A 14,765-nucleotide genomic window follows, 5' to 3' on the forward strand; every position below is an offset into this window, starting at 1 on the left:
GCCTGTTCGTTCACAGGTCCGCGGCTCGGCCGTGTGCGATGCGGCCCGCCCGCCAGCATGGGGGCATGACGCTCGCGTTCTGCTCGTCGGCCGCCTCGGCGGCCGCGGCGCTGCCCGACCTCGAGATCGTCGCGCGGCTTCTCGACGGCGTCCTCACCCGCCTCGACGAGGTCGCCGCCGGCGCCTGGCAGGTCGCTGCCGACGTCGAGTGGCAGTCCCGCTCCGCGGGAGACTTCTTCGCGCGCGCCGAGGACTGGGCGCGGCAGACGGTGGCGATCACCGCCTACGCCGATGACCTGCGGGCCGAGGTGCAGCGCGCGTACGCGACGGTGCGGCTCGCGGCGTGGAGCTGCCCGTGAGCGACGAGCTCGAGCTTCGCGGGGGCGGCGCGATCGCGGTGGACACCGCCACCGTCCGTGCGGCCGCCGCCCGCTTCGACGCCACCTGCGCAGAGCTGGAGCGGGCGCTCGACCGGTTCGGCCCGCTGCAGAACCAGCTGGCCGCGCAGCGCGCTCACGCGTGGCCGGCGGTGTCTGCCGCCGCCGTGCTCCACGGCAAGGTGCGCGAGGTGATCGCCGCGGCTGAGGTCATCGCCGACCGGCTGCGCTCCGTCGCGGGCATCTACGAGCTCGTCGAGCTGAACGCCCAGCACCGGGCGGCGTTGCTCGCGGGCGACGACGCGGCTCTGAAGCGCATCGACGCCGCACGGCAGCGCATCATGGCCGAGGACGACACCGCGATGGCCGCGGCGGTCGGCCTCGAGGTCGAGCACGGCGCGATGTGGCCGCGACACCTCGTCCGCCAGAGCACCGAGGTGGGGCGCGATCTGGGGTCGGCGTTCGGGCTGTGGGGCGGTCCGGTCGGGGGCGTCGCCGCCGGCGGCTTCGTCCTCGGATCGGCAGCGCTGCTCGCCGCCGGCGGGGCCGGCCGGGTGTCGCGCGAGAGCCGGTTGCAGGGTCCTGCCCCGCCCGTCCTGCTGCAACCCGTGCCGGTGGCTCCGGTCACCGCGCCGGCGGGCCTCGCCGCCGCGGCCGGCCGGGTGCCGCAGGGCGGGGCGTCGCAGATCCGCGTCGAGAAGTACACGATGGGCGACGGCTCACGCCAGTTCGCCGTCTACGTCGCCGGCACGAGGACGCTCGGCGCCGGCGGCCGGGAACCGTGGGACATGGCCTCGAACCAGCAGCTCTACCGGGGCGAGCGCTCCGCCTCCTACCAGGCGACGGTGGCGGCGCTGCGGGATGCCGGTGCCGAGCCCGGCGACGTCGTGCACGCCTTCGGTCACTCCCAGGGCGCGATGATCGCGTCGCACCTGGCTCTCGAGGGCGAGTTCGACGCCCGCACCGTCGTGTCCTACGGCTCGCCGATCAGCGCCGACGTCCCCGAATCGACGCTCAGCGTGGCGCTTCGCCACACCGACGACCCGGTCGGCGCCCTCGCCGGGGGCGGGCACCCGGGCGGGGTGGGTGCGCCGGGCAGTTTCATCGCCGAACGCGAAGCGCATCCGGCATCCGGGGTGTCGGACTTCTCGCTGCCGGGCCACACCCTCGCCGGCTACGCCGACACCGCCGCCCTCGTCGACGACTCGTCCGACCCACGGGTGAGCGCCGTGCGGGGCGTCTTCGACACGCTCGGTCAGGCCGTCGAGGTCGAGGCGATGGAGTACGCCGCCTCGCGGGACGAGGTCAGTCCCTCTTCTTCGGGCGCAGGATGAGGCCGAACAGCCAGTTGATGAGCGTGATGATGAGCGCCGCCACCAGCCCCAGCCAGAAGTCCTCGACCCGCAGGCCGAAGCTCCAGAACTCGGTGATCCAGCCGGTCAGCCACAGCAGGAAGGCGTTGATCACCAGGCCGATCAGGCCCAGGGTCAGGATGTACAACGGAAAGGCGAGCACCTTGATCACGGTGCCGATGAGAGCGTTGACCAGGGCGAAGATGAGCGCCACGAGCAGCAGCGTCAGCACCAGCTGCAGCGTCTCGCCCGGCTGGAACGGGATGACCGAGACGCGCAGCGGCTCGATCAGGGTGACGATCCAGATCGCGAACGCGTTCACGAGGATGCGGACGATGAATCCCATGGCGGAAGTCTCCCAGCGCCCGCCGCGGCGCGCAATCAGCCGCGCGGCACGCGGTGCCGGCTGGTCGCAGTCGCCGCGGAGGGGACGTCCACACGTCCCTCGGCCACGCCGACGACGAGATCGAAGGCCGCGTCCGTCGTGAAGTCGTGGCGATACCCGTTTATCCACAGGAATGCCACCATCAGGGTCCATCCGGTGCGCTTGTTTCCGTCGACGAGAGCATGATCCTTGACGAGCGACTCCAGAAGCGCGGCGGCCTTGGTGTCAAGGTCGGGGTACGCGTCCTCGCCGAACATGGATGCCGCCGGCCGAGCCAGTGCGGAGGCGAGCAACCCCGCATCCCGCACGTGGAAGCCGAGCGACTGGGTCACCTGCACGGCGTCGTCGAGCGTCAGGTAGTCCGCCCTCATGCGTCGGCGAGTCGATCGAGCAGCTCGGCATCGTGGCTCACGACGAACTCGATCGCTTCCGCAATCTCGCTTCGCCTTCCACGGCGCTCCACGATCATCTGCGCCGCCTGGAGGAGCAGCGCGTGCTTGGAGATGTGTTCCGCCGCGGCGATCTCTTCGAGCCGGCGGTCCAGTTCTTCGGGAAGACGCAGCGTCATGGCCATACCGAAATGGTATCAGCGGGCGCCTGGCAGGGCTCGTAGACTCGGCACGTGACCGAGGCTTCCAACATCCCGGCTTCCGACATCCCCGTGCGGGTCCGGCCCGAGATCGCCGCGCTCCCGCCCTACAAGCAGGGGCGGCAGGCCGGTGCCGACGCCTTCAAGCTCTCGAGCAACGAGAATCCCTTCGACCCGCTGCCCGGTGTCGTCGAGGCGGTGGCCGCGGCATCCGCCTTCAACCGCTATCCCGACGCGACGGCCGGGCGCCTGCGGGCGCGACTGGCCGAACGCTACGGCGTCACGCAGGACCAGGTGCACGTCGGGGCCGGGAGCGTGTCGATCCTCGCCCAGCTCGTGCAGGCGACGTGCTCGCCGGGCGACGAGGTCATCTTCGCGTGGCGCTCGTTCGAGGCCTACCCGTGGCTGGCGGTGCTCGCCGGCGCGAAGCCGGTGATGGTGCCCCTCGCCGAGGGCGCCCGGCACGACCTCGCGGCGATGGCGGCCGCGGTCACCGACCGCACCCGGGCGATCATCGTGTGCACGCCCAACAACCCGACCGGGCCGGTCGTGACCCAGGCGGAGTTCGACGCGTTCGTCGACGCCGTGCCGGGCGACGTCCTGGTCATCCTCGACGAGGCGTATGCCGAGTTCGTCACCGACTCCGAGGCCGTGAACGGGCTCCGGATGCCGGGAGGGCCCGCACGCGCGAACGTCGTGGTGCTGCGCACGTTCTCCAAGGCGTTCGGGCTGGCAGGACTGCGGGTCGGGTACGCCGTGGGCCACGCGCGCGTGCTGGACGCCGCCCGCAGCACCAGCATTCCGCTGTCGGTGACGGGGCAGGCCGAGACCGCCGCGCTGGCGAGCCTGGACGCCGAGGCGGACCTGCTCGAGCGCGTCGCAGTCGTCGCCGAGCGCCGCGACCGGCTGGCGGCCGGACTCCGCGAGGCCGGGTGGGACATCCCCGCGGCGCAGGGCAACTTCGTGTGGCTGCCGACCGGCGAGGCCACTGTCGAGGCCGCCGAGACCTTCGATGCGGCCGGTCTGATCGTCCGCGCGTTCGCCGGTGACGGTATCCGGATCTCTGTCGGCGAAGAGGAGTCTGTCGAGAAGGTCCTAGCGATCGCCGCATCCGTTGTGAGAGACCTCCCAGAGGGGCACGCCGCGAAGGGCTAGCGTGGAACGGTGACTCTGCCTGACATCTCGGCCGCGGCCGACGACGCAGCACACTCGGACGACGCGCGCCTGGTGCGCGTGCTCGCCGCCGACGGTTCCCTGGCGCCGACCCCTGCCGCCGAACCGTACCTCTCGGTCATCGACGGCCTCGCCGACGCCGAGCTCGAGGGGCTCTACCGCGACATGGCGATCATCCGCGCCTTCGACCGCCAGGCGACCAACCTGCAGCGGCAGGGGCAGCTGGCGCTGTGGCCGCCGAGCCTCGGGCAGGAGGCGGCGCAGGTCGGCTCGGCGCGCGCGGCGCGCGCGCAGGACCACCTGTTCCCGTCCTACCGCGAGCACGTGGTCACCCGCATCCGGGGCGTCGACCCGATCGACATCATCCGCCTCATGCGCGGGCTCACCCACGGCGGGTGGGACCCGACCGACCCGAAGAACGGCAACACCCGCCCGTACACGCTCGTCCTCGGCGCGCAGACCCTGCACGCCACGGGCTTCGGCATGGGGCTCGTCTTCGACGGACGGTGCGGCACGGGTGACGTCGACCGCGACGAGGCCGTCATCGTCTACTACGGCGACGGGGCGTCCAGCCAGGGCGACGTGCACGAGGCGATGGTCTTCGCCGCCAGTTACAACACACCCGAGGTGTTCTTCCTGCAGAACAACCAGTGGGCGATCTCGGTGCCGGTGGCGACGCAGTCGCGCTCGCCGCTGTATCGCCGCGGCGACGGTTACGGGATGCCGTCGGTGCCGGTCGACGGCAACGACGTGCTCGCCAGCTACGCCGTGACCCGCGTCGCGCTGGATGAGGCGCGCGGCGGCGCCGGTCCCCGCGCGATCGAGGCGATGACCTACCGCATGGGCGCGCACACGACCAGCGACGACCCGACGAAGTACCGCACCTCCGACGAGGAGTCCAGCTGGGCGCGGCGGGACCCGATCGCCCGCATGAGCGCCTACCTGCGCGGACGCGGGGCCGCGGATGCCTTCTTCGCCGACGTCGAGGCAGAGGCGGCGGCCGTCGCCGACGACGTCCGGGTCCGCACCAGCGAGCTCGGCGGGCTCGACCGCGACCACATCTTCCGCCACGTGTACTCCGAGTCCCACCCGCGCATCGACGAGCAGCAGGCGTGGCTCGCCTCGTACGAGGCGTCGTTCGATGAGGGGAGTGCGTCGTGACCGACATCGCTTCTGCGCCGGCATCCGCCGCTGCGCCTGCTGCGACTGGCGCGCCTGCCGGGCCTGTCGCGTCTGTCGCGCCGACGACCATGCCGCTCAGCCGGGCGATCAACGCCGGTCTGCGCGCGGCGCTCGCCGGCAGCGACCGCGTGCTGCTGATGGGCGAGGACATCGGGCGCCTGGGCGGGGTGTTCCGCGTCACCGAGGGCCTGCAGGCCGAGTTCGGCGACCGGCGCGTGCTCGACACCCCGCTGGCGGAGTCGGGCATCGTCGGCACGGCGATCGGGCTGGCGATGGCGGGCTTCCGCCCGGTGGTCGAGATCCAGTTCGACGGGTTCGTCTTCCCGGCTTTCGACCAGATCACGTCGCAGCTGGCGAAGCTGACGTACCGCAACGAGGGTGCGCTGCAGATGCCGGTGGTCATCCGCATCCCCTACGGCGGGCACATCGGCGCGGTCGAGCACCACCAGGAGAGCCCCGAGGCGTACTTCACGCACACGCCGGGCCTGCGCGTGGTGAGCCCGTCGACGCCGAACGACGGGTACTGGATGATCCAGGACGCGATCGCCTCGCCCGATCCGGTGATCTTCCTCGAGCCGAAGAGCAAGTACTGGATGAAGGGCGAGGTCGACACGTCGGCGCGCGCCCTGCCGCTGCACGCCAGCCGGGTCGTCCGCCGCGGCACCGACGTGACGCTCGTCGGCCACGGCGCGATGGTGCACACGCTGCTGCAGGCGGCGGCCGTCGCCGAGGGCGAGGGCACGTCGTGCGAGGTCATCGACCTGCGCTCGCTGTCGCCCGTGGACTACGGGCCGATCCTCGACTCGGTGCGCCGCACCGGCCGGATGGTCTACGCGCAGGAGGCCCCCGGCTTCACCTCGCTCGGCAGCGAGGTGTCGGCCACCGTCATGGAGCAGGCGTTCTATGCGCTCGAGGCTCCTGTGCTGCGGGTGTCGGGCTTCGACACCCCGTTCCCGCCGGCGAAGCTCGAGGGGACGTATCTGCCCGACGCGGACCGCGTCCTCGAGGCCGTCGACCGCGCGCTCGCGTACTGATTCGCTGATTCGCTGATTAGCTGATTCGCTGAGGAGAGCTCCATGAGCACCCAGACATTCGTCCTCCCCGATGTCGGCGAGGGGCTGACCGAGGCCGAGATCGTCTCGTGGCGGGTCGCCCCCGGTGACACCGTCGCCGTCAACGACGTGCTGGTCGAGATCGAGACGGCGAAGTCGCTGGTCGAGCTGCCGTCGCCGTTCGCCGGCACCGTCGGCGAGCTCGTCGCCGCCGAGGGGCAGACGGTCAACGTCGGCGCCCCGATCATCACGATCGAATCGCTGACGGATGCCGGTGCTCCTGCCGTCGTCGGCCGCAGCGAGCACGGCGAGCCGTCCGAGCCCGCAACCCCCGAGGGCGATGGCGCCGTGCTTGTCGGGTACGGCACCGGCGGGCACGTGCAGTCGCGGCGCAAGAAGCCGGCGCCGTCCGCCGTGGAGCGGGTCGTGTCGTCGGTCGGAGTCATCGCCAAGCCGCCGATCCGCAAGCTCGCGCGTGATCTCGGGGTCGATCTCGCCGCAGTCACGCCGACCGGCGCCGCCGGCGAGGTGACCCGCGAGGACGTCGTGCAGCATGCGTCGCAGGCGAGCGTGTTCCGCAACATCGCGACGCCCGAGTGGGGCGATGTCCGCGAGGAGACCATCCCGGCGCCCGCGCAACGCGGCCCCGCGCAGGTGTCGGCGAGCGCTTCTGGGCCGGGCTCGACCCCGGCGCCGGATGCCGAGGGCCGCGAAGAGACGATCGCCGTCAAGGGCGTCCGGAAGGCGACGTCGTCGGCGATGGTCCAGTCGGCGTATTCGGCTCCGCACGTCTCGGTGTGGACCGATGTGGACGCGACCCGCACGATGGAGCTCGTCAAGCGGCTGAAGGCGTCGCCGGACTTCGCCGACGTGAAGGTGTCGCCGCTGCTGATCATGGCGCGCGCGGTGATCTGGGCTGCGCGCCGGACGCCGATGGTCAATGCGGCGTGGGTGGACACCGACGGGGGAGCGGAGATCCGCGTCCGCCGTTTCGTGAATCTCGGCATCGCCGCGGCGACCCCCCGCGGCTTGCTCGTGCCGAACATCAAGGACGCGCAGGATCTGTCGATGCGCGACCTCGCCCGTGCCCTCGAGAAGTTGACGCTCACCGCCCGCGAAGGCAAGACCTCGCCCGCGGATCAGCAGAACGGCACGATCACGATCACCAACATCGGCGTCTTCGGAATGGACGCCGGAACCCCGATCATCAACCCCGGCGAGTCCGGAATCGTGGCCCTCGGCACGATCCGCCAGAAGCCGTGGGTCGTCGACGGCGAGGTCCGCCCCCGCTGGGTCACCACCGTCGCGGGATCCTTCGACCACCGCGTCATCGACGGCGACGGCATGTCGCGCTTCATCGCCGACGTCGCGTCGATCCTCGAGGAACCCGCCCTCCTCCTCGACTGATCCGCCCCGCCCGTCCGGTCCGCCCCGCCCCGCCCCGCCTGCCCCGCGCCGCCCTTCCCGCACCGCGCCAACCGCGCGCCGCGCCGTCGGGCGAACGGTGGCGCGCCTGCGTTCCTCGCCGCCGAAAACCCGTCGACAGTTTCCCAATTCGCCATTGAACTTCACGCTCACACGGCCCTCCGCTGCCACCCTGCTCGGCGCCGCGCACATCGACTCGCGTGCCGATGCTTGGCAGGAGACGGTCGAGAGGGCCGTTACGGGCCGGAAAGTTGACGGCATCCGCGATCTCCGCCGTCGATAGCGACGAATGCGGTCATCCGCGTCGGGAGGGCATTCGGCATGTTGACGCCATCCGTCATTACCGTCGCGGATGACGACGAATGCGGTCATCTCCAGGCGCGGTGACGACCGACGCGCTCGGCGGCGGGTGCCGCTTGACGCCACCGGCTGTCGTCGTGCCCGGCGACGATGGACGCGGTCGGCGGGGGTGCCGATCGCTCGGCGGGTTGACGCTATCGGCGGTCTCCGCCGTGGGTGACAACGGATGCCGCGGGTTGTCGCCGTTTGCGGACATCGTGGGCGACGGCGAGGAACGGCGATGGCGAGGGATCCGGTCGGTGCCACCCGCCGAGTGCTCGGCGGGTGGACGCTGTTTGCGGTCGCTGCGTGGCTGACAACGGATGCGGTCATCTGCGGCTATCGCACGCTTGGCAGGTTGACGCTGTTTGCGATCGTTGTGCCCGGTGGCGACGGATGACGTCAACTGCAGCGCCGGTGCGGGTGAGCGCGCGGCGCTGACCGTGTCGGCGCCCAGTTCCCTCCGGCTATGTGAGCGTGAAGTTCATTGGCGAAATCACAAAGGTTCGAAACCGCGAGTTTGAGAACGATTATCAATAGCAGTACGATGAACGCATGCCCGTTCTTCGTCGTGCCTCGATCGTCCTCGGCCTTACCGCTGCCGCCTCGCTCGCCCTCGCGGGCTGTGCGGGCGGCGCAGCGTCCCCGGGCGCCGGCGCGCAGGACGGCGCCATCCAGGTCGTGGCCTCGACGAACGTGTACGGGCATCTCGCTGAGCAGGTCGGCGGCGATCTCGTCGACGTCACCTCGATCGTGTCGTCGGAGTCGCAGGATCCGCACTCCTTCGAGCCGAGCGCGCGCGATCAGCTCACCGTCGCGTCCGCCGACCTCATCATCGAGAACGGGGGTGGCTACGACGCCTTCATCGACGCGCTGATCGAGGCCAGCGGCAGCGACGCGCGCATCGTCACCGCCGTCGAGTTCTCTGACGCGTGGCCCGAGAACGCCCGCCACGACGACGACGCGCACGACGAAGCCGCGGTCGGCGACGACCACTCCCACGAGCACGTCGACGGCTTCAACGAGCACGTCTGGTACGACCCGCACGCGATCGGCGGCGTCGTCGAGCAGATCGCGGCCGAGCTCGGCGAGCTGAGCCCCGACGACGCCGACGCCTTCAGCGCGAACGCCGACGAACTCCTCGCAGGGATCGAAGTCCTCGAGGCGTCCCTCGCAGACATTGCAACCACCCACGACGGCGATCGCGTGTTCGCCACCGAACCCCTCGCCACGTACCTCATCAACGACGCGGGACTCGAGAACGTCACGCCCGCGGCGTTCAGCGAAGCCGTCGAAGAGGGGCAGGACGTCCCCGCCGCGACGATGCTCGAAGCCCTCACCCTGCTGCGCGACGGCGGTGTCACCGCGGTCATCGCCAACGCCCAGACCGGCGGAGCCGAGACCACGCAGCTGCTCGACGAGGCGTCGGATGCCGGCATCCCGGTCGTGGAGTACACAGAGACCCTGCCCGGGGACCAGACTTACATCTCGTGGATGCAGCAGAACATCGACGCCCTCGCCGAAGCGCTGGGGTCGTGACCGGCGCGCCACCCCTCGAGATCCGCGGCGCGAGCCTGCACCGCGAGGACCGCGAACTGTGGAGCGGGCTCGACCTCACCGTCGAGCCCGGTGAACTGATCGCGGTCCTCGGTCCGAGCGGGTCGGGCAAGACGACGCTGCTGCGCGCCATCCTCGGCCTCGAGCAGCTGAGCTCGGGCACGATCACCGCGCTCGGCGAACCTGTCCGCCGCAAAGGCAACCGCCGCATCGGCTACATCCCGCAGCAGCGCCCGCTGCCCCGCGAGACGGCGCTCCGCGGCCGCGACCTGGTGCGCCTGGGCGTCAACGGGCACCGCTTCGGTCCGCCGCTGCCGCGCCGCGCCGACCACGAGCGTGTCGACGCGCTGATCGCCGCCGTCGGCGCCGAGAGCTTCGCCGACCGTCCGGTCGGACTGCTGTCCGGCGGCGAACAGCAGCGTCTGCGCGTCGGCCAGGCCCTCGCCGACGACCCTCGCCTGCTGCTGTGCGACGAGCCGCTCACCAGCCTCGACCTCGCCAACCAGCGCGCGGTGGTGAACCTCATCGACCGCCACCGCAAGGACACCGGCGCCGCCGTGCTGCTCGTCACCCACGACATCAACCCCGTCCTCGGCAAGGTCGACCGCATCCTGTACCTCGCCGGCGGCCGGTTCACCCTCGGCAAGCCCAAGGACGTCCTGACCTCGCAGGTGCTCACCGACCTGTACGGCGCGCCGGTGTTCGTCCTGCGCGCCGGCGACCGGCTCGTGGTCGTCGGCGCGCCCGACGCCGAAGCCTCGCACCACCACCACGAGGACCACGTATGAACGAGGGCCACCGATGAACTGGAACGACATCGGCGACGCCATGTTCGGGGGCATCCCCGTCTACGGCGAGATCCTCGCGCTCGTGTCCAACTCGGTGTGGGCCGGCGCCGTGCTCGGGCTCGTCGGCGGACTCATCGGCGTCTTCGTCATCCAGCGCGACATGGCCTTCGCCGTCCACGGAATCAGCGAGCTGTCGTTCGCCGGGGCCGCCGCCGCCCTGCTCATCGGATTCGACGTCGTCACCGGCTCGATCCTCGGCTCGCTCATCGCCGCCGCGCTCATCGGCTGGTTCGGGGCGAGAGCGCGCGAACGCAACTCCATCATCGGCGTGCTCATGCCGTTCGGCCTCGGCCTCGGCATCCTGTTCCTCTCGCTCTACGACGGCCGTAGCGCCAACCGCTTCAGTCTGCTCACCGGGCAGATCGTGTCGGTGCAGACCGGCCAGCTCGGCTGGCTCATCGGCATCGGCGCGTTCGTCCTTCTCGGCCTCGTGCTGGTGTGGCGCCCGCTGCGCTTCGACTCCCTCGACCCGCAGGCCGCCGCCGCGCGCGGTGTGCCGACGACCGCGGTGTCGCTGACCTTCATGCTGCTGCTCGGCCTGATCGTCGCCGTCGCCGTCCACATCATCGGCGCGCTGCTCGTGATGGCGCTGCTGGTGACCCCCGCCGCCGCCGCGATGCGCATCGCCTCGGGACCCGTGTCCGTCCCCGTCCTCTCGGCCGTTTTCGGGTTCGTCTCGGCCGTCGGCGGCATCCTGCTGGCGATCGCCGGCACCCTTCCGGTCAGCCCCTACATCACGACCATCTCGTTCGCGATCTACATCGTGTGCCGCGCGATCGGCGCCCGCCGCGGCCGCTTCGCGCGGTCCGCCGAGAACGCGTGAGCGCCCGGGTCCCGTTCAGGACGCGCCGGTAGACTCCCCGACCATGGCCCAGCGGAACACGTGGCAGCGCGAACGCGTGCGCGAGGCCCTCGCCGACGCGCGGGGCTTCGTCAGTGCGCAGACGCTGCACGCCACCCTCCGCGACGAGGACACCGGCATCGGACTGGCCACGGTCTACCGGGCCCTCGCCGGCCTCGCCGCCCAGGGCGACGCCGACTCGCTGCAGAGCCCCGACGGCGAATCGCTGTACCGCGCGTGCACGAGCGCCGGCCACCACCACCACCTGATCTGCCGGTCGTGCGGCCTAACGGTCGAGATCGAGGCGACCGACGTCGAGCAGTGGGCGCAGCGCACCGCCGCGACCCACGGCTTCCGCGACGCCGAGCACATCGTCGACATCTTCGGACTGTGCGCGACGTGCGCCCAGGCCCGGGAACAGCAGCGTGACGCGGACTGACCCGCCCCGCACCGCGCGGCTGGAACCCACTCCCACCGCGCGCGCTCTGGTCGCACTGGGCATCGGTGCGGCCGTCATCGCCGCGCTGTTCGCGATCGACGCGTTCGCGCCGTCGCTCTTCCCCGCGCCCCTCCCCACCCGCGCACAGGACGGCCTCACCCTCGCCGTCAGCGTCCTGATCGAATCGCTGCCGTTCGTCGCGCTCGGCGTGATCCTCTCGATCGTCGTGCAGGTGTGGGTGCCGCCGGGTGTCATCGAGCGATGGATGCCGCGTCGGGCGTGGGCGAGACGCGCGGTGCTGTCGCTGCTGGGCATGTTCATCCCGGTCTGCGAGTGCGGCAACGTGCCCTTCGCCCGCGGTCTGCTCATGCGCGGCTTCACGGTGCCCGAGACGATGGCCTTCCTCATCGCCGCACCGATCGTCAACCCGATCGTCATCATCACCACGCACGCCGCGTTCGGCTTCGACGACGGCATCCTGGTGCTGCGCCTGCTCGGCGGCTACGCGATCGCCAACCTCATCGGCTGGCTGTACAGCCGGCATCCGTCGCCGGACGCCCTGCTGACCGATCGCTTCCGCGACACGTGCGTGCTCGTGACCCACGAGCCCGGCAGCCGCTGGCGGCGGACGCTCGCCCAGTTCGCCATCGAGCTGCGCGCCGTGATGCCGGCGCTCGTCATCGGCTCCGCGATCGCCGGCGCCGTGCAGGTGCTCGTCCCGCGCGAGGCGCTGCTGGCGATCGGCTCGAACCCCGCGCTGTCGATCGTCGCGATGATCGCCCTGGCGATGGTCGTGTCGATCTGCTCCAACGTCGACTCCTTCTTCGCGCTGTCGTTCGCCTCGACCTTCACGCCCGGCTCGATCCTCGCGTTCCTGCTGGTGGGGCCGCTCGTGGACGTGAAGATGCTGGCGCTGCTGCGCACGACCTTCACCACGCGGACCCTCGCCGGCATCGTCGCCGTGGTCATCCTCTTCGCATTCGCGCTCGCCGTGGGGGTGAACCTCGTTGTCTGACGCGACCCGCACACCCGCACACGCGCCCGGTCACTCGACGCGCCACGCCCTCGCCACCCGCTGGCTCGGGGTGGGTCTTGCCACCGTCATGGCCGTCGTCACGATCGCCCTCGCCCTCACCGGCAGGCTCGGGCTCTACATCAACCCGGACTCGACGTGGTTCGCGATCTCGATGGCGATCCTCACGGTCGTCGGCGCCGTCGCGTCGTTCGCGCTGCCCCTGGGTGCCGAAGACGACCACGACCACCACGACCACGACCACGGCGACGCGCACGGCCGCCGCGGCCCCTCGCTCGGCGCCGTCGCCACCGCCACGGGCGGGGCGCTCGCCTCGGGCGTGGTGCTGCTGACCCTGCTGCTGCCGCCGGCGTCGCTGTCGGCCGAACTCGCGATATCACGTGATGTGGGCGCTCCGCCGCTGTTCGCCGGGTCGGATGCCGTCACCCTCGCGTCCACGGGAGACACGGCGTCGTTCGGGGTCGGGGAATGGTCGGCGGTGTTCGCCTCGTCGACGAACCCCGAGGCCTTCGACGGCGACGAGGTGGAGCTGACGGGCTTCGTCACCCCGGGCGAGGGCGGCGACTTCGACCTCACGCGCCTCGTGATCACCCACTGCGTCATCGACGCGCAGTCCGCGTCGGTGCCGGTCGTCGGCGGCGACGCCCCCTCGACCGGCCAGTGGGTGACGATCACGGGGACCGTGCGCTCGTCGTCTGACGGCAGCCTCACGATCGACGCCTCCGAGATCGAGGTCATCGACGAGCCTGAGGACCCGTATGAGTACTGACTCCCCGACGCGCCGCACCCGCGGACGCGCCCGGCGGGGCCGGACCTTCGCGGTCACCTTCGCCGCCGTCGTCGGCGTGCTCGCGCTGCTCGGCGCCGCCGGCGCCGTGGTCAACGTCGCGCAGGGGCCGCGGATCTCGAGCGTGCAGGTCGATCCCGAGGCGGCGGTCGCGGCATCCGGATCTCGCTTGATCTTCACCACGTCGCAGTCGCTGGCCGACATCGATGCGTCGCAGGTGACCGTGACCCCGGCGACGCCGTTCGCGGTGGACACGTCGGGTCGCAGCGCCGGCGTGCGCTTCACCCTGCCGCTGTGGGACGACACCGAGTACACCGTCCGGATCGACGGCGTCACCGGACTCGGCGGCGGCCCCGACGCGACCCTCGAGCACACGTTCCGCACCGCGTCGGCGACCGCGCACCTGCTGCAGCGCGGCGACGACGAGGACACCGTCTTCGCCACCGACCTGTCGGGCGAGAACGCGGTCCCGGTGTTCCGGCATCCGCACATCGAGGACTTCCGCACCACCGCCGGCCACCTCGTGGTGTCGGTGCGCACCGAGGACGACGAGGCGGCGCTGCTGGTCACCGACCTCGACGGCGAGAACCCGCGCGAGATCCCGCTGCCCGGCGACGGCTTCGTCACGGCGCTGCAGAGCGCGGACCGCGGTGAGCGCATCGGCTTCGTCTACTCCGACGCGAACCTCGGCGAGGACGGCGGCCGCGAGAGCCAGCTGTACACGGTGTCCCTCGGGGCGAATTCCGACTTCGGCCTGGTGCCGGTCGCGCCCTCGGGCGTCGACCCCCGGATCGCCGAATGGCGCTTCGTGCCCGACACCGACAGCATCCTGCTGCTGTCCTTCGACGGGTCGCTGCTGCTCACCGGCTCCGACGGCGCGAACGCCACCTCGCTCGGCAACGCCCTGTCGATCCAGGGGATCCCGCGCGGGTCGACGGTCGCGGTGGTGGAGCGGCTCGAGAGCCTCGTCGCGATAGACCTCACCGACGCCAGTGAAGAGCAGCTTCCGGATGCCGTGCCCGCCCTCGGCCGGATCGACGCGCTGACACCGCTGCCCGACGGGTCGACCATCCGCTCCGCCGCCGTCGTCGAGGGCGACCGGCCCACCGGCCGCACCGCCGTGGCCGTCGTGGACCCCGACGGCGCCTCGCGCGTCGTGTTCGAGACACCCGAGACCGACGCGGTGCTGCAGACCTGCGCCTCGCCCAGCGGCCGCTACCTCGCGGTGCTCGTCGCGCCCGACGCGATCGAGAACCCCTACGACACCTATCTGCTGCCGCTCCCCGGCCGCCTCGAGACCCGCGTGATCGAGCTCGCCGACGCCTCCGAGGTGGTCGCGCTCGCCGGGTCGTCGATGTCGTGGTGCCAGACCCCGCCGCTGTGACC

16 protein-coding genes are annotated in these 14,765 nt (G+C 71.5%); 13 read left to right on the forward strand and 3 right to left on the reverse strand.

From position 1 onward, the window contains the following. The first annotated feature begins 65 nt into the window (after positions 1–65). Both ACYVF4_RS07695 and ACYVF4_RS07700 read left to right on the forward strand, forming a co-directional pair. Positions 66–359: a hypothetical protein gene (locus tag ACYVF4_RS07695; protein ID WP_460721402.1), complete on the forward strand. Its 294-nt coding sequence runs from the start codon at positions 66–68 to the stop codon at positions 357–359. Next, on the forward strand, positions 356–1,711 hold the full coding sequence (locus tag ACYVF4_RS07700) for a hypothetical protein (protein ID WP_460721404.1): 1,356 nt from the start codon (positions 356–358) through the stop codon (positions 1,709–1,711). The genes ACYVF4_RS07695 and ACYVF4_RS07700 overlap by 4 nt, the downstream gene beginning before the upstream one ends. Here the strand turns inward: ACYVF4_RS07700 and ACYVF4_RS07705 are convergent. The 3 genes from ACYVF4_RS07705 to ACYVF4_RS07715 are packed head-to-tail and all read right to left on the reverse strand — an operon-like array spanning position 1,683 to position 2,688. Next, positions 1,683–2,075 (reverse strand): phage holin family protein, encoded by a 393-nt coding sequence (locus tag ACYVF4_RS07705; protein ID WP_460721406.1) that lies wholly within the window; start codon positions 2,073–2,075, stop codon positions 1,683–1,685. The two genes, ACYVF4_RS07700 and ACYVF4_RS07705, sit on opposite strands and share 29 nt — an antisense overlap. A 35-nt stretch (positions 2,076–2,110) precedes the next feature. Then, positions 2,111–2,485, reverse strand: a complete 375-nt coding sequence (locus tag ACYVF4_RS07710; RefSeq protein WP_460721408.1) for a type II toxin-antitoxin system death-on-curing family toxin — start codon at positions 2,483–2,485, stop codon at positions 2,111–2,113. Next, positions 2,482–2,688, reverse strand: a complete 207-nt coding sequence (locus ACYVF4_RS07715) for a ribbon-helix-helix protein, CopG family (RefSeq protein WP_460721410.1) — start codon at positions 2,686–2,688, stop codon at positions 2,482–2,484. Before ACYVF4_RS07715 ends, ACYVF4_RS07710 begins: the two co-directional genes overlap by 4 nt. A 48-nt stretch (positions 2,689–2,736) precedes the next feature. On the opposite strand from ACYVF4_RS07715, the gene ACYVF4_RS07720 reads away from it, so the two are divergent. The 11 genes from ACYVF4_RS07720 (at position 2,737) to ACYVF4_RS07770 (ending at position 14,763) form a co-directional block, all read left to right on the forward strand. Beyond that, the gene (locus ACYVF4_RS07720) at positions 2,737–3,858 is read left to right on the forward strand and encodes a histidinol-phosphate transaminase (RefSeq protein ID WP_460721412.1); all 1,122 of its coding nucleotides are present in this window, start codon (positions 2,737–2,739) and stop codon (positions 3,856–3,858) included. A 15-nt stretch (positions 3,859–3,873) separates the two neighbouring features. Continuing rightward, positions 3,874–5,037, forward strand: coding sequence for a thiamine pyrophosphate-dependent enzyme (locus tag ACYVF4_RS07725; RefSeq protein WP_460723072.1), 1,164 nt, complete (start codon positions 3,874–3,876; stop codon positions 5,035–5,037). An 89-nt stretch (positions 5,038–5,126) separates the two neighbouring features. Then, positions 5,127–6,092: an alpha-ketoacid dehydrogenase subunit beta gene (locus ACYVF4_RS07730; protein ID WP_460721414.1), complete on the forward strand. Its 966-nt coding sequence runs from the start codon at positions 5,127–5,129 to the stop codon at positions 6,090–6,092. A gap of 42 nt (positions 6,093–6,134) precedes the next feature. Continuing rightward, a complete protein-coding gene (locus ACYVF4_RS07735) occupies positions 6,135–7,517 on the forward strand; it encodes a dihydrolipoamide acetyltransferase family protein (protein ID WP_460721416.1) in 1,383 nt (460 codons plus the stop codon). Positions 7,518–8,429: 912 nt separating this feature from the next. Continuing rightward, entirely contained in the window at positions 8,430–9,413 is a 984-nt protein-coding gene (locus ACYVF4_RS07740; RefSeq protein WP_460721418.1) for a metal ABC transporter solute-binding protein, Zn/Mn family, read from the forward strand. Next, the gene (locus tag ACYVF4_RS07745; RefSeq protein WP_460721420.1) at positions 9,410–10,219 is read left to right on the forward strand and encodes a metal ABC transporter ATP-binding protein; all 810 of its coding nucleotides are present in this window, start codon (positions 9,410–9,412) and stop codon (positions 10,217–10,219) included. The genes ACYVF4_RS07740 and ACYVF4_RS07745 overlap by 4 nt, the downstream gene beginning before the upstream one ends. A 13-nt stretch (positions 10,220–10,232) precedes the next feature. Further along, a complete protein-coding gene (locus ACYVF4_RS07750; protein ID WP_460721422.1) occupies positions 10,233–11,102 on the forward strand; it encodes a metal ABC transporter permease in 870 nt (289 codons plus the stop codon). Between the two features lie 43 nt (positions 11,103–11,145). After that, the gene (locus ACYVF4_RS07755) at positions 11,146–11,559 is read left to right on the forward strand and encodes a Fur family transcriptional regulator (RefSeq protein WP_460721424.1); all 414 of its coding nucleotides are present in this window, start codon (positions 11,146–11,148) and stop codon (positions 11,557–11,559) included. Continuing rightward, on the forward strand, positions 11,546–12,574 hold the full coding sequence (locus tag ACYVF4_RS07760; RefSeq protein WP_460721426.1) for a permease: 1,029 nt from the start codon (positions 11,546–11,548) through the stop codon (positions 12,572–12,574). Before ACYVF4_RS07755 ends, ACYVF4_RS07760 begins: the two co-directional genes overlap by 14 nt. 88 nt (positions 12,575–12,662) lie before the next feature. Further along, positions 12,663–13,361: a TIGR03943 family putative permease subunit gene (locus ACYVF4_RS07765; protein WP_460723074.1), complete on the forward strand. Its 699-nt coding sequence runs from the start codon at positions 12,663–12,665 to the stop codon at positions 13,359–13,361. After that, on the forward strand, positions 13,351–14,763 hold the full coding sequence (locus ACYVF4_RS07770; protein ID WP_460721428.1) for a hypothetical protein: 1,413 nt from the start codon (positions 13,351–13,353) through the stop codon (positions 14,761–14,763). The genes ACYVF4_RS07765 and ACYVF4_RS07770 overlap by 11 nt, the downstream gene beginning before the upstream one ends. Positions 14,764–14,765: the final 2 nt, after the last annotated feature.

This window comes from Microbacterium aureliae, assembly GCF_054780155.1.

Coding starts and splice junctions, on each gene's coding strand:
- ACYVF4_RS07695 (WP_460721402.1), top strand. CDS start 66: ATGACGCTCGCGTTCTGCTCGTCGGCCGCCTCGGCGGCCGCGGCGCTG.
- ACYVF4_RS07705 (WP_460721406.1), bottom strand. CDS start 2,075: ATGGGATTCATCGTCCGCATCCTCGTGAACGCGTTCGCGATCTGGATC.
- ACYVF4_RS07710 (WP_460721408.1), bottom strand. CDS start 2,485: ATGAGGGCGGACTACCTGACGCTCGACGACGCCGTGCAGGTGACCCAG.
- ACYVF4_RS07715 (WP_460721410.1), bottom strand. CDS start 2,688: ATGGCCATGACGCTGCGTCTTCCCGAAGAACTGGACCGCCGGCTCGAA.
- ACYVF4_RS07730 (WP_460721414.1), top strand. CDS start 5,127: ATGCCGCTCAGCCGGGCGATCAACGCCGGTCTGCGCGCGGCGCTCGCC.
- ACYVF4_RS07735 (WP_460721416.1), top strand. CDS start 6,135: ATGAGCACCCAGACATTCGTCCTCCCCGATGTCGGCGAGGGGCTGACC.
- ACYVF4_RS07740 (WP_460721418.1), top strand. CDS start 8,430: ATGCCCGTTCTTCGTCGTGCCTCGATCGTCCTCGGCCTTACCGCTGCC.
- ACYVF4_RS07750 (WP_460721422.1), top strand. CDS start 10,233: ATGAACTGGAACGACATCGGCGACGCCATGTTCGGGGGCATCCCCGTC.
- ACYVF4_RS07755 (WP_460721424.1), top strand. CDS start 11,146: ATGGCCCAGCGGAACACGTGGCAGCGCGAACGCGTGCGCGAGGCCCTC.
- ACYVF4_RS07765 (WP_460723074.1), top strand. CDS start 12,663: ATGGCCGTCGTCACGATCGCCCTCGCCCTCACCGGCAGGCTCGGGCTC.
- ACYVF4_RS07770 (WP_460721428.1), top strand. CDS start 13,351: ATGAGTACTGACTCCCCGACGCGCCGCACCCGCGGACGCGCCCGGCGG.